At 64.7% G+C, this 23,035-nt stretch carries 22 protein-coding genes; 12 read left to right on the forward strand and 10 right to left on the reverse strand.

The window, feature by feature from the left end:
- From NDI89_RS02245 to NDI89_RS02255, 3 genes are all read right to left on the reverse strand, one after another.
- Positions 1–981: an NAD(P)/FAD-dependent oxidoreductase gene (locus NDI89_RS02245; RefSeq protein WP_277519890.1), complete on the reverse strand. Its 981-nt coding sequence runs from the start codon at positions 979–981 to the stop codon at positions 1–3.
- Positions 982–983: 2 nt separating this feature from the next.
- Positions 984–2,213: an ABC transporter substrate-binding protein gene (locus tag NDI89_RS02250; RefSeq protein WP_277519891.1), complete on the reverse strand. Its 1,230-nt coding sequence runs from the start codon at positions 2,211–2,213 to the stop codon at positions 984–986.
- Between the two features lie 64 nt (positions 2,214–2,277).
- The gene (locus NDI89_RS02255; protein ID WP_277519892.1) at positions 2,278–3,285 is read right to left on the reverse strand and encodes a sister chromatid cohesion protein PDS5; all 1,008 of its coding nucleotides are present in this window, start codon (positions 3,283–3,285) and stop codon (positions 2,278–2,280) included.
- 389 nt (positions 3,286–3,674) lie between these two features.
- Between NDI89_RS02255 and NDI89_RS02260 the strand changes: the two genes are divergently transcribed.
- From NDI89_RS02260 to NDI89_RS02280, 5 genes are all read left to right on the forward strand, one after another.
- Complete coding sequence (locus tag NDI89_RS02260) at positions 3,675–4,583, forward strand: serine/threonine-protein kinase RIO2 (RefSeq protein WP_277519893.1); 909 nt, start codon at positions 3,675–3,677, stop codon at positions 4,581–4,583.
- Between the two features lie 422 nt (positions 4,584–5,005).
- Positions 5,006–5,536, forward strand: a complete 531-nt coding sequence (locus NDI89_RS02265) for a hypothetical protein (RefSeq protein ID WP_277519894.1) — start codon at positions 5,006–5,008, stop codon at positions 5,534–5,536.
- A 226-nt stretch (positions 5,537–5,762) separates the two neighbouring features.
- The gene (locus NDI89_RS02270) at positions 5,763–6,353 is read left to right on the forward strand and encodes a 50S ribosomal protein L15e (RefSeq protein ID WP_277519895.1); all 591 of its coding nucleotides are present in this window, start codon (positions 5,763–5,765) and stop codon (positions 6,351–6,353) included.
- Between the two features lie 161 nt (positions 6,354–6,514).
- Positions 6,515–8,641, forward strand: a complete 2,127-nt coding sequence (gene pdhA / locus NDI89_RS02275) for a pyruvate dehydrogenase (acetyl-transferring) E1 component subunit alpha (RefSeq protein ID WP_277519896.1) — start codon at positions 6,515–6,517, stop codon at positions 8,639–8,641.
- 59 nt (positions 8,642–8,700) lie between these two features.
- Positions 8,701–9,135 (forward strand): universal stress protein, encoded by a 435-nt coding sequence (locus NDI89_RS02280; RefSeq protein WP_277519897.1) that lies wholly within the window; start codon positions 8,701–8,703, stop codon positions 9,133–9,135.
- Between the two features lie 124 nt (positions 9,136–9,259).
- Here the strand turns inward: NDI89_RS02280 and glmS are convergent, their stop codons facing one another.
- Positions 9,260–9,706, reverse strand: a complete 447-nt coding sequence (gene glmS / locus NDI89_RS02285) for a methylaspartate mutase subunit S (protein ID WP_277519898.1) — start codon at positions 9,704–9,706, stop codon at positions 9,260–9,262.
- Positions 9,707–9,899: 193 nt separating this feature from the next.
- Complete coding sequence (locus NDI89_RS02290; protein WP_277519899.1) at positions 9,900–10,610, reverse strand: phosphoribosyltransferase family protein; 711 nt, start codon at positions 10,608–10,610, stop codon at positions 9,900–9,902.
- Between the two features lie 24 nt (positions 10,611–10,634).
- Between NDI89_RS02290 and NDI89_RS02295 the strand changes: the two genes are divergently transcribed.
- Positions 10,635–10,760 (forward strand): hypothetical protein, encoded by a 126-nt coding sequence (locus tag NDI89_RS02295; protein WP_277519900.1) that lies wholly within the window; start codon positions 10,635–10,637, stop codon positions 10,758–10,760.
- A gap of 7 nt (positions 10,761–10,767) precedes the next feature.
- Here the strand turns inward: NDI89_RS02295 and thrS are convergent, their stop codons facing one another.
- Positions 10,768–12,714 (reverse strand): threonine--tRNA ligase, encoded by a 1,947-nt coding sequence (gene thrS / locus NDI89_RS02300; protein ID WP_277519901.1) that lies wholly within the window; start codon positions 12,712–12,714, stop codon positions 10,768–10,770.
- A gap of 206 nt (positions 12,715–12,920) precedes the next feature.
- Entirely contained in the window at positions 12,921–15,062 is a 2,142-nt protein-coding gene (locus tag NDI89_RS02305; RefSeq protein WP_277519902.1) for a DEAD/DEAH box helicase, read from the reverse strand.
- 169 nt (positions 15,063–15,231) lie between these two features.
- Here NDI89_RS02305 and NDI89_RS02310 point away from each other — a divergent pair, with 169 nt between their 5' ends.
- Both NDI89_RS02310 and NDI89_RS02315 read left to right on the forward strand, forming a co-directional pair.
- A complete protein-coding gene (locus NDI89_RS02310; RefSeq protein WP_277519903.1) occupies positions 15,232–15,942 on the forward strand; it encodes a ribulose-1,5-bisphosphate 5-phosphatase in 711 nt (236 codons plus the stop codon).
- Positions 15,939–16,580: a ribulose-1-phosphate aldolase gene (locus NDI89_RS02315; RefSeq protein WP_277519904.1), complete on the forward strand. Its 642-nt coding sequence runs from the start codon at positions 15,939–15,941 to the stop codon at positions 16,578–16,580. The genes NDI89_RS02310 and NDI89_RS02315 overlap by 4 nt, the downstream gene beginning before the upstream one ends.
- A gap of 25 nt (positions 16,581–16,605) precedes the next feature.
- Here NDI89_RS02315 and pyrE read toward each other — a convergent pair whose 3' ends face one another.
- Positions 16,606–17,130, reverse strand: a complete 525-nt coding sequence (pyrE, locus tag NDI89_RS02320) for an orotate phosphoribosyltransferase (protein WP_277519905.1) — start codon at positions 17,128–17,130, stop codon at positions 16,606–16,608.
- Positions 17,131–17,314: 184 nt separating this feature from the next.
- Between pyrE and NDI89_RS02325 the strand changes: the two genes are divergently transcribed.
- Positions 17,315–18,274 carry an alpha/beta hydrolase gene (locus tag NDI89_RS02325; RefSeq protein WP_277519906.1) on the forward strand — a complete coding sequence of 320 codons (960 nt, stop codon included), beginning with the start codon at positions 17,315–17,317 and terminating at the stop codon, positions 18,272–18,274.
- 71 nt (positions 18,275–18,345) lie between these two features.
- Here NDI89_RS02325 and NDI89_RS02330 read toward each other — a convergent pair whose 3' ends face one another.
- Together NDI89_RS02330 and NDI89_RS02335 are read right to left on the reverse strand one after the other, a co-directional pair.
- Positions 18,346–18,786: a hypothetical protein gene (locus NDI89_RS02330; RefSeq protein WP_277519907.1), complete on the reverse strand. Its 441-nt coding sequence runs from the start codon at positions 18,784–18,786 to the stop codon at positions 18,346–18,348.
- 179 nt (positions 18,787–18,965) lie between these two features.
- A complete protein-coding gene (locus NDI89_RS02335) occupies positions 18,966–19,511 on the reverse strand; it encodes a CDP-2,3-bis-(O-geranylgeranyl)-sn-glycerol synthase (RefSeq protein ID WP_277519908.1) in 546 nt (181 codons plus the stop codon).
- Positions 19,512–19,717: 206 nt separating this feature from the next.
- Here NDI89_RS02335 and NDI89_RS02340 point away from each other — a divergent pair, with 206 nt between their 5' ends.
- From NDI89_RS02340 to NDI89_RS02350, 3 genes are all read left to right on the forward strand, one after another.
- Positions 19,718–20,899 carry a M24 family metallopeptidase gene (locus NDI89_RS02340; RefSeq protein ID WP_277519909.1) on the forward strand — a complete coding sequence of 394 codons (1,182 nt, stop codon included), beginning with the start codon at positions 19,718–19,720 and terminating at the stop codon, positions 20,897–20,899.
- A gap of 63 nt (positions 20,900–20,962) precedes the next feature.
- Positions 20,963–22,249, forward strand: coding sequence for a glutamate dehydrogenase GdhB (gene gdhB, locus NDI89_RS02345; RefSeq protein WP_277519910.1), 1,287 nt, complete (start codon positions 20,963–20,965; stop codon positions 22,247–22,249).
- Between the two features lie 103 nt (positions 22,250–22,352).
- On the forward strand, positions 22,353–23,021 hold the full coding sequence (locus NDI89_RS02350) for a DUF502 domain-containing protein (protein ID WP_277519911.1): 669 nt from the start codon (positions 22,353–22,355) through the stop codon (positions 23,019–23,021).
- Positions 23,022–23,035 lie beyond the last annotated feature (14 nt).

Genomic DNA, 23,035 nt, shown 5'->3' on the forward strand with positions numbered 1-23,035 from the left:
TCAGTCCCCTGCCTCGCTCACGTGTCGATCGGCTTCGAGTTCGCGAGCCGCCTCGAGGACGAGTTCGTCGTCGACGTGCTCGAGCAGTCGTTTCTGGCCGCGCTCTGCACGCTGCTCGATCACCTCGTCGGCGAGATACGACTCGAACGACCGGTCGATATCCCGTTCACGCAACTCCACGCGCCGGTCGTCGTCGATGTCGTGGTCGTCGGAGAGTTGGTCGTCGAACCACTCGCGCCAGCGGTCACGGTCACTCCATTCGTCGTCGAGTTCGGACTCCTGGCGCATCCAGTCGTAATGATCGGCGACGGCCTCGGGGTAGCCGCGTTCCCGGCGACTGTCTTCGATGACCCGGTGCCCGACGCGCGCTCCTCGCCCGGCGGCTATCAACGCCTGCCTGTCCTCGATGGAGGGAGAAGCAACGTACAGTCCTTCGACCGGTGTCGAACCGTCGTGGTCGGCGTATTCACCGTCGAAATGCTCGTGCGTCTCGCCGTCGTGCTCGTGGGTCTCGAACATCGCTGCGTCGTCGTCGAGCCCGCGCATGTACTCGCCGTCGTAGCGCGTCGCGGCGACGACTCGTCGCGCAGTGACGGAGTCGCCCTCTTGGCGTTCGATGACGAATCCCTCGCCGTCACCGGACCCCGTAGCTCCGGTCGGCTCGGCGGCCGGCGTCCGTCGACCGTCGTCAGCACGCTCGACCGATTCGACGAGGTCGGGGACGATCTCGCAGCCGGCTTCCTCGGCGTGGTCGTGCATCAACCCGTACAGCGTCTCGATGTCGACGCCCGCCGGGAATCCGAGGTAATTCTCGAGGTGGGCACACCGCTGGATCGAGGAGCGGCCACGGTCGAAGATGACCGTGTCGAGGCCGTACCGGGCGGTGAACACGCCGACCGCACAGCCCGCCGGGCCACCGCCGACGATGGCGACGTCGTGGTCGCACTCGATCCGTTCTTCGAGAGATTCCGTCGTACTCATAATTAGATGTCGCCGTTGATGATGTCCGCAACTCGCTGGCGGTCGAACAATTGGTTCTCTTCGGGCACATCTAGCGGTGCGTCGAAATCAAGCTCGCCGAACTCCTCGGGGTAGAACAGCCGCGCCGTCAGTTCGGTCTGGAACGCGTTGACGAGCGGTCCCTGCTCTGCGGTCGGCCCTGGAAGCACGCGTCCCTCCCGAACCGCAGTGAGCTGGCTACCGATGTCGTCGTTTTCCATGGGGGTAACGAACTCTTCGTGGAACTGTTCTGCGTCGAACGCACCATCCCCGCCGAAGGTCACCGACCCGGTCGTGATACCCCAATGGACCAGAATGATGTCCGGGTCCACTTCGAGCATCGTCTCGTAGTCCGTCATCCCGTACTGGCCGGTCTCGACACCCGCGAAGGCGTCCGCTTCGACCACCCCGAGATCACGGTACGGCTTCATCTCGTACCCGGTATCCTCCAGATAGAGCGCGTAGAACTCGCCCTTATCAGGTGCGGACCCGCTATTGATCAGACCGACCGACGGCGTCTCGCCGTCGTCCGGAATCCTGGACCGTAGCTCGGCCTGTAGTTCCTCGTGGAGGTCGAGCCAGGCCTCGGTCCGCGCCGGTTCGTCGAGCACGGTTCCGACCGTCTCGAACGCCTCGGGCATCGTCGGTGCCCGCTCGGGGTAGCCCTGCTCTTTCTGCCAGTCGGCCCGGATTCGGCGGTTGTGACAGCCGAAAAACGGCGCGACTGTCGTCTCTATCTCTTCGATGTCGGACTCGTCCCAGTTGTCGTCCCACGCCTGGATCAGGTTGGGGTCGATGAGAAAGGCATCTGGGTCGTGTTCGTAGAAGATTTCCTTCGGCATCCCTCCATCCTGCCACAGCGGGGGCCAGTCCCTGTCGTAGTCGATATCGAAACGGTCGTAGAATAGCGTTGGGGCAGTAAGTCGGTTCGTCTGAAGCTTGTCCACCTGGCCGAGTGAGACGACCATGTCCGCCCAGCCCATATTGTACGTCGTCACGGACTCCGGGACGCCCTCGAACTCTACCTCGTCGACGGGGAACATCTCGACCGTGTAACTCCCGTCCTCGGTCGAGCTCTCCGGCTCGCTCGGCGTCGATCCGGAATCTGACTGTCCGGCACACCCGGCGAGCAGCCCCCCACCGACGATCGCCCCGCCGTACCTCATGTAGTCTCGTCGCGTCGGTGCCTCGTCCCGCGTATCGTCTCTCGACATACGGATTAGGCTCACCTAAACCACTAAAGTGCTTTCGAATCTTAGGCTGGCCTAAAAAGTCTAGTCAGTACGGCGCGCCGCAACGCGGACACATCGGCGGGCCGTTCTCAGGGAGTGCAAGGCCGCAGTGGGGACACTCTCCGTCGCCGTCCGGGGCGGTGAGCGCCGCGACCGCGTCCTCGGTCGTGTCACGGACCCCCTCGACGGTCCCGATGGCCCCGGGTATCTTTTTGCGTGAGCCTTTACCTGCAATCGCTCCTCGAGCGAAGCGCACCCGTTCGACCGCGAACGATTCCTCCGAGTCTTCTTTTTCCGGTAGATCATCGCTGGAGACCGCCTCTGGCTCGGCACGCGCGAGCAGACCGAGTGCCTCCGCGGCGCGGCCACGAACGTACGGGTTCTCGTCCGCCAGTCGCGTCGTGAGCGCCTCATATGCGTCCGCGAGCTTCGTCGGGTTCTCACACCCGATCGCGACCAGCGCCGTACAGAGGTGATACCGAACGAGTTCGTCGTCGTCCTCGAGATGTTCGGCCAGCGACGAGACCTGGTGGCGAAGTCGGCTCGGATCACCCAGCGCCACGTACGCTAGCGCCTTCGCCAATTTCTCTCTGACTTCCGGTTCGTCGAAAGACAGCCCGATCCGAAGGTCCGCCAGTATCTCAGGGTCGTTCACGTCTGCAGGGGATTCCAGCGCGACGTACCCCAGTGCCTCGGCACACCGCGCTCGAACGTAATAGAACGCCTCGTCGTCGGCCAGTCGTTCGGCAAGCGAATCGACCGCGGGCAGGACAACTGTGGGGTCCGCTTTGGCTAGCGTGACGAACAGTTTCGCGGTCGTTAGCGTGACCGCTCGATCGTCGTCGGTGAGGAACGTCGCGAGCGGGTCAGCAAGTCCGTCGAAAACGACCGGACGGTCTTCGGCCACGTTCCGAGCCGCCCGTAGCGCGCGTTTGCGAACCCCAGTATCGGCCGCTGTGAGGCGCTCGAGACGCGCCACCACGTCCTCCCGGGCACCGTCGTGGAGGAGGTCGGTCAAGCGGTCGGCCGCTAGCGGGTCATCTGGGTCACTCATCGGAGCAGAGGTTCTGCGAGCGGCTTTCACGACCAATCTGCTTCAATCCGCTGGTTTTGCGCTGACGCGTGAACCTCACGGGGAGCCACGATTCCGACGAACAGTTTCGATCGAGGTGGTCTCGGTATTCAAGTGGCGAGGGGACCCACGAATCGACGGAGACTCGCTCTAAAATAGCCTTCCTCCGAAAATGTGCATCGTACCGAGGGAATGTGTATACCGAAATACAGTTTACGCGAAACGTCCGCCCATTCCGAATGATAACGGATTCAGCACCCACAGACGTCGAACGGGTCGTATCAAGATGGCCGACAAGCGACGTCTTCGATCGACGTCCCGTGAAATCTCTCGTCACGCCGTTTTTACGTACTCACCGGCTATCCACGCCTATGGTGCGAAACGTCGCCGGATTGCTCCCGGAACTCGACGAGGAAGACTTCTATCTCCTCTCGGGGGTCGAACAGGGGATGCGGTTCTCCGAGTGGGTGCAACGCGAGAAGCTCCCGAAGTTCGCCAACATGACCGAAGAAGAGGTCGACTACCGGCTCGAGCGCTGTCTCAAACGCGGGCTAGTCGAGAAGAAGACGATCCAGTACGAGGGGTACACCCTCCAGTTCGAGGGCTATGACGTCCTCGCCTTGCGAGCGCTCGTCGAACAGGACACGATCGCCGAGTTCGGCTCGCCGCTGGGCGTCGGCAAGGAAAGCGACGTCTACGAGGTCAAATCGTACAAACCGCTGGCGCTGAAGTATCACCGCGAGGGCTATACGAACTTCCGGAAGATCCACAAGGAGCGCGATTACACCGCCGAGAACGACCACGTCTCCTGGATGTACACCGCGCGGAAGGCCGCCGAGCGCGAACACGACATTCTCGAGGAGCTCTATCCCGACGTCGCGGTGCCGCAGCCGATCGGCCAGAACCGCCACGCGATCGTGATGGAGAAGATGGACGGCGTCGAGCTCTCCCAGACCCGACTCGAGGACGAGCAGGTGCTCGGCGTCCTCGAACTGCTGGTCTCCGAAATGGCTCGCGCGTACGCGAAGGGGTACGTCCACGCGGACATGAGCGAGTACAACGTCTTCGTCAACGAGGAGGGAGTGAAGATCTTCGACTGGCCCCAGGCCGTCCCGACGGATCACGAGAACGCGAGCGAGTTCCTCCGCCGTGATCTGACGAACATCGTGGGCTACTTCCGCCGGAAGTACCCCCAGCACGTCCCCGACGAACTCGAGAGCGACGAGCTCGCTCGCGGTATCGAGGACGAATCGTTCGAGTCGCTCGGGGCTCACGTGTGAGGTCACCGTCTCGAGAGACCGCAAAGAGACGCACCGATTCCGGTAGAATTGCATCGACAGCGATCGTCTCTGTCTCGTTCGGTGAGCGATAGCTTCGACATCTCGAAACGGCTCCCCGTTTCGGATCACCCGCTTTCACCTCCCCTAGCTGCTCAGTGTGCGCGGAGATTCAGCTCTACGACTCCCTCGGTCACGGATCGAGCGTGACGAGAGTCAGCAGTCGTATTCACTCGCTTCGGCGGGAACAGGCGACAATCGATGCATGAATCCCATGATGATATATCAAAGTGGGCGTTGTTCCGTGACGGGCGGAGACGGCTCGACCGGATGGCAGATGCGACGGTGGACCTATCGGCCCGCTCGACTCTCACTGAAAATTTCCAATGGTGGGACTGATGACAGTCGAAGTCGTACCCCCTCATATGAGTGATACTGGCACGCATAGTCTCGACGGCGTCGGTGTCTGGGGCGGCGGCGTCACCGGTGGACTGGTCGCCGGAATCGCCATGGGACTCGTCCTTCACTTCGGCGGGAACCAGATCGAGCTGCTCGGCGGGCTCGCGACGGAACCCGGCACGGCGGTCGGCGTCGGCTGGACCATCCACCTCATGCTGAGTATCGCGTTCGGGCTCCTGTTCGCGGCCATCGCCTCGAGGAACGCAGTCCAACAGCTGATGGACGATTTCAGCGACTACGTCATCGCGGGGCTCGTTTTCGGTGCGATCCTCGGGCTCTTCGCCGGCGGCGTCCTGTTCCCGCTGGCGATGGAGCGGGCCGGCGTCGCGGCGTTACCGGTGCCGTTCCTGCCGATCGCGGGAACCACGGCGGAACTGTTCAGCGCGCTCCTGTTCGGCTTCGGCCACCTCGTCTACGGGCTGGTGCTGGGTGGCGTCTTCGCGACGGTGAACGGAATCACGCCGAGCGGCGTCCGCGAACGCGCTCCGGTGCGATAGCGAGCCACGCGCGTCAGTCGGCCGATCGCCCAAAGCGGACCGTTCGCTTCGATATATCCCCGAAGTTCGAAGCCCTTATACTCGAGAGTTGGGAAGAGTGAGTAGACTCGCTGGTTCGCGGGCATCAGCGGGCACCTGTACGACACTACGTCACAGGTCGGGATGTGATCCGCGGGGCATGTGCCCCGGTCGGGATTGAACCAGCAAACGCCCGCGGGTGAATACAATGGCAGAAAGCTTCTATTCCCACATCAAGGACGCATGGAAGGACCCCGGCGACGGGAAGCTCGGGGAGCTGCAGTGGCAGCGCAAACAGGAGTGGCGCGACCAGGGCGCGATCGAGCGAATCGATCGCCCGACGCGCCTCGACAAGGCACGCGAACTCGGCTACAAGGCCAAACAGGGCATCATCGTGACCCGGGTCTCGGTCCGGAAGGGGACCGCCCGGAAGCAGCGACACAAAGCCGGTCGGCGCTCGAAGCGCCAGGGTGTCAACCGCATCGGGCGGCGCAAGAACATCCAGCGCATCGGTGAAGAGCGCGTCTCCCGGAAGTACCCCAACATGCGCGTGCTCGCCAGCTACTGGGTCGGAGAAGACGGCTCGCAGAAGTGGTTCGAAGCGATCCTCGTCGATCCGAACCACCCCGCGATCGAGAACGACGACGATCTCAACTGGATCTGTAGCGACGACCACACGAACCGCGCGTTCCGCGGCCTCACCAACGCCGGCAAGGCGAACCGCGGACTCAACACCCGCGGCAAGGGTGCGGAGAAGGTCCGACCGTCCAACAACGGCGGGCAGGGCCGAGCGAAGTAACGCGGGCAGTCGCCGCAGCGGTTCGACGCCGATTTTTCTGAACCCGTTACGAGCCGAGAGCGGCCGCGCCGTGAGCCGACGGCGAATCGACCGGCGGGCGCTGTTTCCGGACCCGCGATAGCCGCGGGCGGCACTAAGTGGGCGAGCGTGATAGGAGCCGTATGCCACGCTCACAGGTCGCCACGTTCTCGATCGATCGCGTCGAGATACTGGATCAGGACGGCCGCGTCGACGAGTCGCTCGAGCCGGATATCGCCGACGAGCGCCTGCTCGAGTGGTATCGCACGATGAAGCGATCGCGGCGACTCGACGGGCGGGTTATCGCCCTCCAGCGACGGGGAGAACTCGGGACGTTCGCGCCCGCGACGGGCCAGGAGGCGGCGCAGGTCGGGAGCACCGCGGCGCTGGACGAAGACGACTGGACGGTGCCCGCGTTCCGCGAGCATCCGTCGGCGCTGGCCCGCGGGGGCTCCGCGCGAGAAATCATCGAGTACGCGATGGGGCTCGAGGAGGGCGGCGAACCGCCCGACGACGTTCCGATGATGCCGCCCTCGATCGCCGTCGGGACGCAGCCGCTGCACGCGGCGGGGATCGGCTGGGCGGAGGCGATGAAGGAAACCGATTCGGTGGCGCTCACCTACTTCGGGGACGGTGCCACGAGCGAGGGCGAAGTCTACGAGGCGATGAACCTGGCCGGCGTCTACGACGCGCAAACGGTCTTCTTCTGCCAGAACAATCAGTACGCGATCTCGACGCCGCTGTCGAAACAGACGCGAGCCGCGACCCTCGCACAGAAGGCCGTCGCCGCGGGCATCGAGCCGATTCAGGTCGACGGGAACGATATTCTGGGCGTCTATGCGGTCACGAAAGCGGCACTCGAGCGCGCCCGTCGCGGCGTGCCGACGTTGATCGAGGCGACGACCTACCGGCGGGAGATGCACACCACGGCGGACGACCCGTCCGTCTACCGCACCGCCGAGGAGGAAGAATCGTGGGAGCCGCTGGATCCGATTTTGCGGTTCGAACGGTATCTCCGCGAGCGCGGGATCCTCGACGACGAGACGGTCGAGTCGATCGACGCCGAGATCGAAACCGATCTCGAGGAGTCGCTGGAGGCGGCCAGAGAGACGAAGTCGAACGCGGATCAGGTCGATATGTTCGATTACGCGTACGAGGAGCGGCCGCCGTACCTCGAGCGCCAGCGCGAGGCGTTCGTCGCGGACGAGGGCTACACCGTTGCTCCCGTCGCGGGAAGCCGCGGTGACGGCGGATCGTCCGCGCTCGAGGGGAGACATGAGGACGCGGTCGATGGCGGCGAGGAGGGCGCGGATCGACTGAACATGGTCGAGGCGATCCGGGAGACGCTCCGCGCCGAGATGGAGCGGGACGACGACGTGCTCGTCTACGGGCAGGACGTCGGCGTCGACGGCGGCGTGTTCCGGGCGACGCAGGGACTCCTCGATTCGTTTCCCGAGCGAGTTCACGACGCGCCGGTGGCCGAAGCCGGTATCGTCGGCCTCGGCGTCGGCCTCGCGGCGGCGGGCTATCGGCCGGTGGCCGAGATTCAGTTCGCTGGCTTTAGCTTCCAGGCGTTCGCACAGATCCAGCAACACCTCTCGCGGATCCGTCATCGGTCCCGCGGCAAGATCACGTGTCCGATGGTCGTCCGCGCGCCGTACGGGCTCGGAGTGAAAGCCCTCGAGCACCACTCCGAGAGCTACGAGGCGGGGTACGCTCACATTCCAGGTATCAACGTCGCGATTCCGTCGACCGCACGGGACGCGGCCGGCCTGTTGCGGTCGGCGATCCGCAGTCCCGATCCGGTGCTCTTTTTCGAACCGATGCCGCTGTATCGGGCGGCTCGGCGGCCAGTTCCCGACGAGACGCTCGTCCCACTGGGTGAGGCGCGCGCGGTCGAACGGGGAACTGATGCGACGGTCATCGCGTGGGGCGCGATGGTCCGAGCCGTCGAGGACGCCGTGAACGATCTCGACGCCGAGATCGAGATCATCGACCTGCGGACGATCAGTCCGATGGACACCGAGACAGTGCTCGAGTCGGTCCGCAAGACCGGGCGGTGCGTCGTCGTCCACGAAGCCCCGCGGACGGGCGGGTTCGCCGGCGAAATCGCCGCACGGATCGCCGACGAGGCCGTCTGGCACCTCGAGGCACCGATCGAGCGGGTGACGGGTTACGACGTGCCAGTACCACTGCCGGCCCGCGAGGAATCCTATCGGCCCGGCCCGGACAGCATTCGAGCGGCGGTCGAGCGGGTGCTCGCCGCGTAAGCTCCCGGTCCGTCGGAAAGAGAGGTGGACTTATTCCGGCGGCCGGCGTATCGGTACCCATGGCAAAACACGTCCTCGTCGCGGTCGACGATTCGACGCAGTCAACCGAAGCCCTCGAGTTCGCCTGCACGGAGTATCCGGAGGCGACGATCACTGCGCTCTACGTCCTCGACCCGGGGGACTTCTACGCGGTCAGCGGCATCGAAGGGACCGCGATGGCGAACTACGACGAGATACAGGGTCACCACGAGGACCGGGCCGAAGGGATCCTCGAGACGGCACGGGAGCAGGCGGGCGAACACGGCGTCGAAATCGAAACGGAACACGTCGTCGGCGGCGTCTCGCGGTCGATCGTCGACTACGCCGCCGAGCACGACGTCGACCACATCGTCGTCGGGAGCCACGGCCGGACGGGCGCGAGTCGGATTCTCCTCGGCAGCGTCGCGGAGACGGTCGCCCGCCGGTCGCCGGTGCCGGTGACGATCGTTCGATGACCGGCGAGCCGACGCCGACGGGCTGAACGCTCTCGAGGAGTACCGCTCGGAACAGCGATTTCACGAGAAGGATCCTGTAGAGAGAGAGACGCACTGCGAAAATAGGGACGAACGCCGGCGCGGATCAGGCCGAGACGGTCTGGCCTTCCCGTTCGCTCTCGGTCGAGCGCATGTCCAGATCGGCCTTCAGGGCCTCGATGGCGTCTTCGGGATCGGTCTCGGAGTCGAAGACCCGATCGAATCCCAGCTTCCGGAAGAACGACCGCGTCTCCTCGAAATCGTCCTGCCCGACGGCGAGGTTGCCGCCGATGTAGGTCGTGACGTCGAGGTCGGCCTCGGCGATCCGCTGGTGGAAGCCCTCGCAGTCCTGTTTGGCGTGGCCGTAGAGCGACGAGACGAGTACAGCCTCGGCGTCGTTGTCGGATGCGGCTTCGACGAACTCTTCCTGAGAACTCTGGACTCCCAGGTTGACGACGTCGAATCCAGCTGCCTCCAGCGCCTGTTCCAGGATGGTAATCCCGACGACGTGAGCGTCGGACCCGATCACGCCGAGGATGACTGTCTTCGTCATGTGCGTACCACCACAAACTGGGGGGACCACCATAAACCTAATGATTAATAATGTGCTAATGGTTCGCACGGTCCCCGTCGTGCGATTTTTCGGCACACTTTGTCGGACAGGCTTGCCGATGAGTCATTCGTCCATTCTCGAGAGAGATTCCTATTCGATCGTCCCACCGACGATCGAACCGCGGGTCGGTCGGTCAGACGCTGACGAGCGAGCCGATCGGTGCGTCGGTACGTTCGCGGGCGCGCCGGATCCCGTCCTCGCCGGCCGCGATGAGCGCGAAGACACCGGCGACGTCGGCCTCTGCGGTGTGGACGATGTCCAACAGGAGTTCCTGGGTCTCGCCGGATCGGATGAGATCGTCGACGACGAGGACCGACTCGCCGGGATCGATGGCCGAGGCGGGCAAATAGTAGGTGAGTTCGATCCCGGACTGCAGCCGCTGGCGGGCCTCGATGAAATCCTCGACGGCGGTCTCCTTTCGCTTTTTCGCGTAGGCGCAGCGAACCCCGTAGTAACTCGCGAGCGCTGCCGCGAGCGTGATCCCGTCGGTCGCGGCAGTGAGGACGACGTCCGGCCGATCGAAATCGAACCCGTTGGCCACGACCGGGGCGGCCAGGTCGAGGAACGGCTGGTCGAAGACGGTCGCAGAGTTGTCGACGTACCCCTCGTCGTCGACGCTGATACGGGCGTCGAGCTCCTCCGCGAGCGCCTCGCGGCCGAGTTCGTCGACCACTTCGCGTGCGCGGTCGGCTCCGGGAAGGACGTGCCCGTTGACGTATCGATTGAGATCGCCGGCCGGAAGCCCCGTCGTCTCGGCGAGTTCGTCGTAGGTCCGCGTCTGCTTCAACATCCGCAACACGTCGACGGCGCGTAACTGGAGGGCCGCCTTCTCGGCTCTGTTCATACAGTTATGCACGATCCCACAAGTATGGGTATTACGATCGAATTCACGGACTGGGATCAGCACGAACGTGGTTTCCTCGAGCGAGCGGCGTCCCGATCGATCGGTTCGAACGAGATGCCGAGGACGGCGAAGCGCGGCGGTGACGGGTGAAAAGGCGCTACTGCAGGAAATCCGGCTCCGTCCGCTGCTCGTCGCGTTCGGCCTCGAGATGACTGCGGAACGCTTCGATCTCGACGTCGTACTCCTGATCCTCGAACCGATCACGGACCGAGATATTACCGTCTTCCTCCTCGTTGTCGCCGACGATGATCTGGTAGGGGACCCGGTCGTCGTGGGCCGCGCGGATCTTCCGTTCTAACGTGCTGTCGCGGCCGTCGACCTCGACGCGGAAGTCGTCGAACTCGTTCGCGACGCGGTGGGCGTAGCCGAGGTTGTCGTCGGAGATCGGCAGCACGCGGACCTGTTCGGGCGCGAGCCACAGCGGGAACCGACCCTCGTAATGCTCGATGAGCATCATGAAGAACCGCTCGTAGCTGCCGTACAGCGCGCGGTGGATCATGACCGGCCGGTGTTCCTCGTTGTCCTCGCCGACGTAGTTCAGGTCGAACCGCTCGGGCATGTTGAAGTCGAGCTGGACCGTCGGGCCGTCCCACGACCGGCCGATCGCGTCCTCGAAGGCGAAGTCGATCTTCGGACCGTAGAAGGCACCGTCGCCCTCCTCGATCTCGTACTCGTGGCCGTGAGAGTCGAGCACGCTCTCGAGTTGCTCCTCCGCGCGGTCCCAGATCTCGTCGCTCCCGACCGACTTCTCTGGGCGGGTGGCCAGTGCCATCTCGTAGTCGAGATCGAACGTGTCGAGCACTTCGGTGATCATGTCCATGATCTCCTCGACCTCGCTCTTGATCTGCTCGGGGCGGACGAACAGGTGGCCGTCGTCGATCGTGAACGCCCAGACCCGCGAGAGCCCGGAGAGCTCGCCGCGTTGCTCCTTTCGGTAGACCTTCCCGTTCTCGGCGTAGCGAATCGGCAGGTCGCGGTAGCTCCAGGAGTGATCCTGGAAGATGGCGGCGTGGCCGGGACAGTTCATCGGCTTCAGGCCGAACTCGTCGTCGCCCACGTCGAAGATGAACATGTCGTCCTGATAGTTCTCGTAGTGGCCCGACCGGTGCCAGAGGTCCGTCTTGAACACGTGGGGCGTCTCGACGTAGTCGTAGCCCGCATCTTCGTTCAGCTCCTTGACGAACTCCTCGAGCTCCGAGAGGACGGTCTTCCCGGCGGGGTGATAGAGCGGCAGCCCCGGCCCCGTCACGTCCTGAATCGAGAAGAGATTCATCTCGTTGCCGATCCGGCGGTGATCGCGCTTCTCGGCTTCCCGCTTGCGCTCGAGGAAGGCCTCGAGATCGCTCTCGTCCGCGAAGGCGGTGCCGTAGATGCGCGTTTGCATCGTGTTCTCTTCATCCCCGCGCCAGTAGGCACCGGCGATCTCGAGCAACTCGATCGCGCCGATTTCGCCCGTCGAGTCGACGTGCGGGCCGGCACAGAGGTCCTCCCACTCGCCCTGCTTGTAGAAGCTCACGGTGTCGTTCTCGTCGGCGAATTCCTCGAGGAGTTCGAGTTTGTAGGGTTCGTCGGCCAGTCGTTCCTCGGCCGCCTCGATCGAGACGTCCTCGCGCTCGATGTCGTAGTCCTCGGCGATGATCTCCTCCATCTCCGCCTCGAGGTCGGCGAGGTCCTCCTCGTCGAGATCGAGGTTGTCGAAGTCGTAGTAGAAGCCCTCGTCGGTCGGGGGACCGATCGCGAGTTTGACCTCGTCTTCGTCGTACAGTCGCTCGACGGCCTGCGCGAGACAGTGGGAGGCGGAGTGGCGCATGACCTCGAGGTACTCGTCGGACTGATCGGTGACGATCTCGAGTTCGGCGCCGTCGTAGACCGGCGCCTCCTTGGCGACGAGCTCGCCGTCGAGTTTACCGGCGACCGTGTCGCTGCCGAGACCGGGACCGATCTCGTATGCGCAGTCCTCGACCGTCGCGTCGGCGTCGACCGCGAGTTCGGATCCGTCGGGCAGTACGACCGTTACCTGTTCCTGTGAGTCTGATTCTGACATGGCTGTAATCGTCGCTGATCGGGGAACTTCTGTGAGAAGTTCGGTCGGGCGTCCGCGTGTGCCGCTCGCCTGTGCAACGGGACGGACACAGCGAGCGGTAGGTGTGGGTTAGAAACGGGCGAAAGCCCCTGTAAAGCGGACACCTACCATCGTGACTCCGAATTATCTCGAGCGGGGTAAAAACCTTCTGATGGTGTGTCGTCGCGTCAGAACTGGTCGATCGTCGTGGCGATCGTCTCGTCGCTCCCGATCTCGTTCTCGAGTTCCGTCGGATCCGGGGCGGGAAACGTCACCACCGGATCGGCGTCGGTGACGGTTCTGACGAGTCGCCGGAGTTCGTCGAACACCGGATCCCCGTTCCCCGTCCCCGTGATCTGACACCACGCACGGGTCCGGGTGAGGCCGACGAACGCCTCGTTACGCGGGCTGACTCGGTTGTCGTGCCAGTACGGATCCTCGAGATACTCGAGGTTCAGCAAGTAGACGGACGAGGCTTCATTGCCCTTCGCGCGGTTGATCCCGGAAATCGTTACCTCGCCCTGTTTCGCGAAGACGCTCTTGTTGCCGTTCCAGACGAGGTTCGCGTCGACGGACCGATCCGCGAGCCGATCGGCCAGTCGCCGTCCGATCGACCGGGCGTGGTTGATGGATCCGAGCGGGATCGCGAGTACGTTCTCCGGTTCGAGTCCGTGATCCTGCACGTCGGCGGCGATCGCGTCGGCGACGGTTGCCAGTTCGTCGTCTTTCTCGTCGAACGAATCGAACGCGACGAACGGTTTCGCTTCGGGTTTGTCGGACAGCGGATGGGGCGAGTGCTCCGCCGGACGACGGATCGACACCGGCTCGCCGGTTCGTCGGAAGTCTCCCTCGAGCACTTCGTATCCGATGTCTTCCCAGCCGTCCTGCGTCGTAATCGCCTGCACGGCGCCGCGGTCGCTCGTGAGTCCCATGCCGAAGACGTGAGCGAGCATCAGCACCGACCGCGGCGTCCGGTAGGACTTGCGCATGATCTGGCTCTTCTGGATGCCGCCGTGGTACGACCCGCTCAGGTCGACTGCCGGCTCTCCCTCGTCGTCCGTTCCGAAGATGTGTTTCGGGCTCGGGGCCGAGAGGCTCGTGAGATTCTGGGCTTCATCGTAGGCCCAGATCAGACGCTTCGGTGGCTTCAGCGCCTCGTAGCACATCTCGTAGAACGCGGGTTCCATGTCCTGTGCCTCGTCGATGAGGATCGCGTCGTAGCGCTCTTGGATCGGCTCGTCGTCGACGAGTTGTCGACAGCAGGCCTCGAGCAGTTCGCCGGGACCGCCGTCGCCGAACTCGTCCTTCGCGGAGCCGACGTGGTGTGGTGTCCGTCCCGCGTCCTGCGCGATCTTGTAGTACATTCCGTGTTCGCTCTTGCCGCCCCAGCCGTGGAGCACCTCGAGGCAGTCCCAGTCGGGCTCCTCGCCCCCGAAATCGGCGTAGAATCGGTCGACTGAATCGCGGATCGTCTGATAGAGACTCCGGGTGTTGAACGTGAGCGCGATCCGCCAGTCGGGATGTGTGGCGTGCATTGCGGCCGCCTTCCGCGCGAGGAGTGCGGTCTTCCCCGAGCCGGCGATCCCGCGGATCTGCTGGGGTCCGTCGGGAGTCTGTACGCCGATTTCCTCCTGTCGCTCGTCGAATTGCTTCAGTCCCTTCCGAACGGTCTCGTACAGCCCTGCCTTCGTGTCGCCCTCGGACAGGACGGGTCCACGGTCGCTGCTGATCGCCTGTCCGCCGCCGAGCACCGCGCGAGCGTCGGCGTACTGGTCCGTCGTCAGCTCGGTGTCGCCGGGCAACGATTCGAAGACCCCTCGAAGCGACGACGCCGTGAGGTCGTCCCGGAGAATCACTCGAGGAGCGGACGGAAGATCGTCGAATCCGCGCGCTTCCCATTCCTCGCGGGTGACGTTCGGCAGCGCGACGAGCGGCGTCATCGCGATGTGACAGTTGCCTCGCTCGTCGACCAGCGACGGCTCGCGCATCATCGGCGATCGGATTCGAAACCCGTGATCCCGCGCCTGCGAGTACGGCGCCGCGTGATCCTGTGCCGTTCCGGTCAACGACCACCGGGACCCTTCGATCGCCTCGACGTGGTCGATCCGATACCCCTTGCACTCGATGACTGCGAGTCCGTAGCGTCTGTGCAGCAGGACGAAGTCGGCCTCCCGGTCGAGATCGTCGTTCTGTTGGTCGACGATCGGATAGCGATAATAGCAGACGCCGATATCGTCCGCCGTGAAACACCCCTTGAGTCGATCCCAGACGGTCAACTCGGCGTCGACACCGGACGCGTCGGAGTCGTATTCGGCCGCGACGAATTTCACGGCGGGTGTCAGGAATCCGACCGTGATAAACTAACCGACTAGTATCCGTCGGACGGACGCTATACGTCACAGGAACTCGCTTCCGATCACACAATGTTTGTAACTCGAGGTATCCCGACTACTGCATCTCGACCGGTACTCGTTTTTCGGTTCCCGTTGATGACAGGGTATGAACGTCAACGCCGTCCTCTTCGACGTCGATAACACGTTCTATCCCTATCCGCCGTGCAACGAGGCGGGAAAGGGCGCCGCTCGAGGGGCCGCACGGGACCTCGGCTACGACTTCGATCGCGAGTCGTTCGAGGCGTTCTACCAGGAGGGACGCCGTGCGGTGAAGCGAGAGATTCCCGGGACGGCGGCCTCCCACGAGCGGTACCTCTACTTCAAGCGGGCCCTCGAGCACCGCGTCGGCCGTCCGAAACCGGCGGACGCGCTGGCGCTGGGTGAGGCATACTGGGACGCGTACGTCGACGAAATGGAACTCTACGCCGGCGTCGAGCGGACCCTCGAGGTACTCCGCGACGACGGGATCGACATCGGCGTCCTCACGAATCTCACGACGCGGATCCAACTCGAGAAACTCGCCGCGCTGGGACTCGAGTCTCACGTCGACCTGCTTCTCACCTCCGAAGAGACGGGTCGGGAGAAGCCGGGATCGAGCATGTTCACGCTGGCGCTGTCGCGCCTCGATCGACGCCCGTCGGAGGCGGTGATGGTGGGCGACGATGTCGAGGCGGACATCGCCGGCGGGAACGCCGTCGGACTCGAGACCGTGCTGTTCGACGCCGACGGCGAGACCGACGACGAAGTGCTCGGGGGGGATCGACGGCCGGACCACGAGATCGCTTCGTTCGCGGAGCTTCCCGAGGTGATCCTGTGATTCTCGAGTCCCAGCGACGGGCGGTGGTCGAGCACGCCCCGGAACTCGCTGCGCTGACGCCCGGCCGGACGGGGAACCTGAGCGTTCGAGACGGCACAACGGGCGACGCCTTCGCGGTCACGCCGACCGGCGTTCCGTACGACAGCTTCGACGTCGCAGACGTCCCGGTCGTCGGTGCCGACGGCGACCGGCGCGACGGCGATATGGCCCCGAGCAGCGAGGTCCCGATGCACGCCGCGATCTACCGTCGCGAAGCCGTCGGCGCGATCGTCCACACCCACTCGCCGTGGTCGACTGCGATGGCGGTCGCACACGAGCCGCTGCCGCCGATCCACTACATGATCGTGGCGGTGGGCAAGCGCGTCCCCGTCGCCGAGTACGCGCCCTACGGCACCGACGAGTTAGCCGAACGCATCGTCGCGGCGATGGACGAGGCAGACGCGACGGCGACGTTCATCGAGAACCACGGTCTCGTCGTCACCGCTCCGGATATCGAAACTGCACTCGAGAACACCCACCACGTCGAGAGCCTCGCCCGATTGTACCTCCAGACGCGCGCGGCCGGGCTGGAGCCGCGGACGCTCTCGGACGCGCAACTCGAGGCGGTCCTCGAAAAGTTCGAGTCCTACGGGCAGTAAGGGTCGGCAGTGATCGAACGGCCGCTCAGTCCCGGTCGGCCAGCAACTCGCTGGCGGTCACCAGCGACTCCATCTCGACGCCGGCGTCTTCGACGTTCTCGCGGCCGCCCTCCTCGCGGTCGACGACGACCAGTGCGCGCTCGACGGTCGCGCCCGCCCCCCGGAGCGCCTCGACGGCCTCGACGAGGCTCGTCCCCGTCGTGACGATGTCCTCGACGACGACGACCTCCTCTCCCTCCTCGAGTCGACCCTCGATCAGGTTGCCGGTACCGTACTCCTTGCGCTGCTTGCGCGCGATGACGTAGGGGACGCCCGCCGCGACGCTCGTCGCGGCGGCCAGCGGGACGCCGCCCAGCGCGACGCCGCCGAGTTTGTCGTCTGCGAGTCGCTCGGCGAAGGCCTCGGCGATCAGCTCGAGGCAACCGGGATCGGTCTCGAAGAGGTACTTGTCGACGTAGTACTCGCTCGTACCGCCGTGAGAGAGTTCGAACTCGCCGAACTGGACGGCGTCGGCCGCGCGAAGAGCGTCGATGAGGTCCTGATTCGTCATTGTTCGACAGGGCGCACCGAACCGAAATAAGCGGTGTGGAACGGTCCGCCGAACCCGAGTCACCGACTCCGGTCCGAACGGGCGACCGATCAGGGCAGCTACGTCGAGTGAGAACCGGCCCGTACCGCCGGCTGCGGTTCCCCTGCAGGTATCTTTTTGTCTCCTCGGGCAAGTGTACCGTACGATGACACCAGGCAGAGCGGACGAGCCACATCCCGACGTACAGGCGTTTCTCGAACTCTACAACTCCCTCGACACCCCGTCGTTCGACGAGGTGTCGGCCCAGGAGGCTCGGCGGATGTTCGAGGAGATGCAGGTCAGCGACGAGCCCGCCATCGAACTCGAGTCCGTCGAGGACCGGACCATCGACGGTCCGCGCGGCGACCTGCCGATTCGGATCTACGATCCCGGTACCGACGGCGAAGATCGACCGCTGATTCTGTACATTCACGGCGGCGGCTGGGTCATCGGCAGCGTCGACACCCACGACGACACCTGCCGAAAGCTCGCCGCTGAATCGGGATATCCCGTCGTCAGCGTCGACTACGGGCTCGCACCCGAACACCCGTTCCCCGAGGGATTGCAGGACTGTTACGCCGCCCTCGAGTGGGTAGCCGACGCGACCGACGAACTGAACGCGGATCCCGACCGGATCGCCGTGGCGGGGGACAGCGCCGGCGCCAACCTCGCGGCGGGACTGAGTTTACTCGTGCGAGATCAGGGCGGCCCGGAAATCGCCTATCAGTTGCTGGTCTACCCCAGCACGGGCAAGGTGACCGAGACGGACGCCTACGAGGAGAACGGCGAAGGGTACATGCTCACGAACGACGACATGGCGTGGTTCCGCGACCACCGCTTCGAGCGCGAGATCGATCTGGGGAACATCTACGCGACGCCCCAGCTCGCACACGACCTCTCGGACCTGCCGCCGGCGACGGTCATCACGGCCGGCTTCGACCCCCTCCGTGACGACGGTTCCAATCTGGTCGAGCGACTCGAAGACGACGGCGTCCCCGTCGAGTACCACCACTACGACGACGTGATCCACGGCTTCTTCGGCATGATTTCGGAACCGGTGGATCTGGATCGCGCCCACGAGGCCCACGCGGACGCGGTCGCGGATCTCGAAGCGGCGCTCGAGTAATGACGAAATCGACGAATTCGATCGGAAAATCGCTATCGAGTTGTATGAGTTCGTCTCCGTCAAGTAGCTCGTCACGTGCCGTCGAGTCGATTACGAACCCAGTGCGAGATACCGGAGAGTCCCATCCGACGGGCAGCGCCTCGAACGATAACTGCGATAGCGAGCGCAGCGCCGAAGATGAGCGAGAAAAAGCCTGTCACGAAGAGTCCTCCGGACGGCTCGGGATACAGTAGCGTCTGGACGCCCATCGCAGCCATCCAGACAGTGGGGACGCTGAGGGCGACGATCACGATCGAACTGACACGGATTCCATCACGAACGGCACCGATGAGCGCAGCGATGGCAAGTAACCCCGGGAAGATCAGCTCTGGATTGACCGGTAGTCCCGCTACAGTGGGCCACGCGGGGTACGGTTGGGGGAGATCAGCGAACGTTATCGTCGCAATGAAAAGAACCAGCAACGCGAGCCCCGCTTCGATCGTGCGGAATCGCGATTCGGTAAGTAGGTTCATATAGAGGACCCTACGCGTTGAACTATACTTATTAGATCGTGTTACTATATCGGAACGGTTCGAGAGATCGAACCCGTTCGGAAAGGAGCGCCTCGAGTTTCAGCGTAGTATACTGCTCGATGAATCGCCGTCCGGTAGTGAAATCGCCACCACTCGGTAGCAGCCGACTCTCAGGGAGACTACCACGGCTCGTTCTTCAACCCGAGTTTGTACGCGATCATGTTCGTCGTCACGTGCAGCACGGGCGTGAGCACGACGACCACGAGGATGACCTCGAGCGTGAACCACTCGCGGAACCACTCGACGTCCAGCAGCGCGACCAGCGGTAGGGAGACGACGACGAAATCCAGCTGGTCGAGGCCGGGGAACATCGCGCCGCGCTGGCGGCCGGTTCGGCGTTTGAGGAAGGACGCGAGGATGTCGCCGAGCATCGCACCGCCGGCGAGCCCGAGCGCGGCCAGCGGCGTGAACGCGGGGACAGCGAAGCCCAGGGCGTCGCTGACGCTCGGCTCGAGAACGGTGAGGACGGCCGCGAGCGCGAGTCCGGCAGCGATACCCATCGCCGTGCCGCGCCAGGTCTTGCCGTCGCCCAGCACTCGCTTTTCCCCCCACGTCCGGCCGCCGTCGATCGGGCGGCTACCCCCGGCCAGCACCGCGGCGTTGTTGGGAACGTAGGCGGGCAACATCGCCCAGAACGCGATCGCGACAGTCTCGAGGATTGCCATATCGCTCGGGACGAACCGACGTGTCTTAATCGCCGGTGGTTCGAGGGAGCGGATTCGTGGGACTCGAGTCGACTCGCTCGCGACTACGGCCCGATAGACGCCGGTCGCTCTCCGGTCGACACCGTATTGTAAACAATATCTGTATCTAGTATACACGAAAAACTTTTAGTACTCCTGCTGGACTCCCATGTAGAGGCCCTGTTATCATGCCACGAGAGCATATTTTCGACGAAGCCGAGTACGAGCGGCGGGTCGCTCGAACGAAAGAGCGACTGCGCGAGGAGGAGCTCGACGCCATCGTCGTCGCCGATCCGGCGAACATGAACTACCTGACGGGGTACGACGGCTGGTCGTTCTACGTCCACCAGGCCGTCGTGGTCACGCCCGAGCGCGCGGAACCCGTCTGGATCGGCCGCGACATGGACGGCGGCGGAGCGCGCGCGACGACCCACCTCGCCGACGAGAGCATCCGCGCGTACAGCGACGACCACGTCCACTCGCCGCACGACCTCCACCCGATGGACTACGTGGCGGGCGTCCTCGAGGAACTGGGCGTCGACGACGGTCGGATCGGGCTCGAGATGGACGCCGCCTACTTCACCGCGAAGTCCTACACCCGATTGCAGGAGAACCTCCCCGAGGCCGCGTTCGAGGACGCGACGCTGCTGGTCGGCTGGGTTCGGATCAAGAAATCGGAGCAGGAACTCGAGTACATGCGTCAGGCCGCCCGCATCTCGGAGAACGCGATGCAGGCGGGACTGGACGTCATCGAGGAGGGCGTCCCGGAGTACGAGGCAGCGGCCGCGATCTACGAGCAGCTGATCACCGGGACCGAGGAGTACGGCGGCGACTACCCCTCGATCGTCCCGCTGATGCCCTCGGGCGACCACACGGGCACGCCGCACCTGACCTGGACCGACCGCGAGTTCGAGGACGGCGATCCGGTCATCATCGAACTCTCCGGCTGTCGCCACCGGTACCACTCCCCGCTGGCCCGGACGACGTTCGTCGGGGACCCGCCCGCCGAACTCGAGGAGACCGCCGAGATCGTCGTCGAGGGGCTCGAGGCCGCGCTCGACGCCGCCGAACCCGGCGTCACCTGCGAGTCGGTCGAGAAGGCGTGGCGCGACACCATCGCCAAGTACGGCCTCGAGAAGGAGGACCGCATCGGCTACTCGATGGGACTGGGCTACCCGCCGGACTGGGGCGAACACACCGCGAGCATCCGTCCCGGCGACGAGACCGTCCTCGAGGAGGACATGACGTTCCACATGATCCCCGGCATCTGGACCGACGAGATCGGCATGGAGATCAGCGAGACGTTCCGCGTCACGAGCGACGGTGCGGAGACGCTCGCGGAGTTCCCGCGGCAACTGTTCACGACGTAGCGCGGCCCACACCGATCATATTACCGTCGCAATACTCCCGACTACGACACCACTACGACATCGATGACAACACCATCGCCCGAAACCGAGAGCAAATCCGAAGACGAACTGGATTCGGCGCTCGTCACCGCACGCCGACAGCTCGAACGAGCCGCGACGCACGTCGACGTCGATCCCGGCGTCGTCGAGCGCCTGAAACACCCGACGCGGGTCCAGCAGGTATCGGTGCCCCTCGAGCGCGAGGACGGCTCCGTCGAGGTCTTCACCGGCTACCGCGCCCAGCACGACGACGTTCGCGGCCCGTACAAGGGCGGGCTCCGCTATCATCCCGAGGTCAGCGCCGAGGAGTGTACCGGCCTCTCGATGTGGATGACCTGGAAATGTGCGGTGATGGACCTCCCCTTCGGCGGCGGGAAAGGCGGGATCGCCGTCGATCCCAAGTCGTTGAGCGAGGACGAGACCGAGCGGCTCACCCGCCGGTTCGCGGAGGAGCTGCGCGACGCCGTCGGGCCGACGAAGGACGTCCCCGCGCCGGACATGGGCACCGACGCCCAGACGATGGCCTGGTTCATGGACGCCTACTCGATGCAACAGGGCGAGACGATCCCCGGCGTCGTCACGGGCAAACCGCCCGTCATCGGGGGGTCCTACGGCCGCGAGGAGGCACCCGGCCGCTCGACGGCGATCGCCGCACGCGAAGCCATTCAGTATTACGACCGCGAGGTCTCGGCCACGACGGTCGCCGTCCAGGGGTTCGGCAGCGTCGGCGCCAACGCCGCCCGCCTGCTCGAGGACTGGGGCGCGACCGTCGTCGCCGTCAGCGACGTTAACGGTGCAATCTACGACCCGGACGGCCTCGACACGCACGCGATTCCGACCCACGAAGAGGAGCCCGAGGCCGTGCTCGAACAGGACGCCCCGGAGACGCTGGGCAACGAGGACATCCTCGAGCTCGACGTCGACGTGCTGATCCCGGCCGCCGTCGGCAACGTCATCACCGCGGAGAACGCCGACGCGATCGAGGCCGACATCGTCGTCGAGGGCGCGAACGGCCCGACGACGTTCGCCGCGGACACCATCCTCGAGGAGCGCGGCGTCCCGGTGATCCCCGACATCCTCGCGAACGCGGGCGGCGTGACGGTCAGTTACTTCGAGTGGCTTCAGGACATCAACCGTCGCCAGTGGTCGCTCGAGCGGGTCAACGAGGAACTCGAGGAGCACATGCTCGATGCGTGGGACGACGTCCGCGAGGAGGTCGACGCCGCGGGGCTGACGTGGCGCGACGCCGCCTACGTGGTCGCGCTCTCCCGAATCGCCGAGGCGAAGGAGACGCGCGGACTCTGGCCGTAGTCGGTCCGGGCCACCGGCAGGACGAACAAGCGGTCGCTATCGGTTCCGCGAGCGGGCACGGAGAAGGGAAGGGCTCATGTCCCGCCGGTCACATGCTCCGATAATGGCGTCGTGGAAGCGGGTGTTCGCGAGCGGCCTGATCCTTCTCGGACCGATACTCGTCACGCTGTACGTCGTCTACCGGGCCTACGTGCTCGCGATCGGATTCACGCCGGCGGTCCTGTTCGATCCGAACATGCTGAGCGGCCTCATCGGCAACGAGCCGACTCGCGTGCTCCTCATCCGGATCCTCCAGATCGGCGTCTCGCTCGCCTTTTTTCTAGTGGTGGCGGTCGCGATCGGCGTCCTGACCCGGACGACGATCGGCGATATCTTCGCGCGGAGCATCGACGGCGTCGCGAACCGCGTGCCGGGGCTGCGCGTCCTCTACAACGCGTCGAAGATCGCCGCCGAAACGACGATCGGGGAGGAACAGGCGCTGCAGGAACCGGTGAAGGTGCGGAGCTGGGACGGGACGCACATGCCGGCGTTCAAGACCGGACACACCACCACCGACGGGCGAGTCGTGCTCTTCATTCCGACGGCACCGAACGTCTCCTCGGGGTTCGTCGTCGAAGCCGAGGCCGATCGAATCATCGAAACCGACGAATCCGTCGAAGAGGTGCTCGCACGCGTTCTGAGCGGCGGGTTCGGTGACTCCGAAAGCCCGCAGGATCGAACGCGAACCGTTCCGTTCGATGCATCGGGAGATCGATCGGACGAGGAGGAGTAACGGGACGACCGTCG

This window comes from Natrinema salsiterrestre, from assembly GCF_029502005.1.
Lineage (GTDB): Archaea > Halobacteriota > Halobacteria > Halobacteriales > Natrialbaceae > Natrinema > Natrinema salsiterrestre.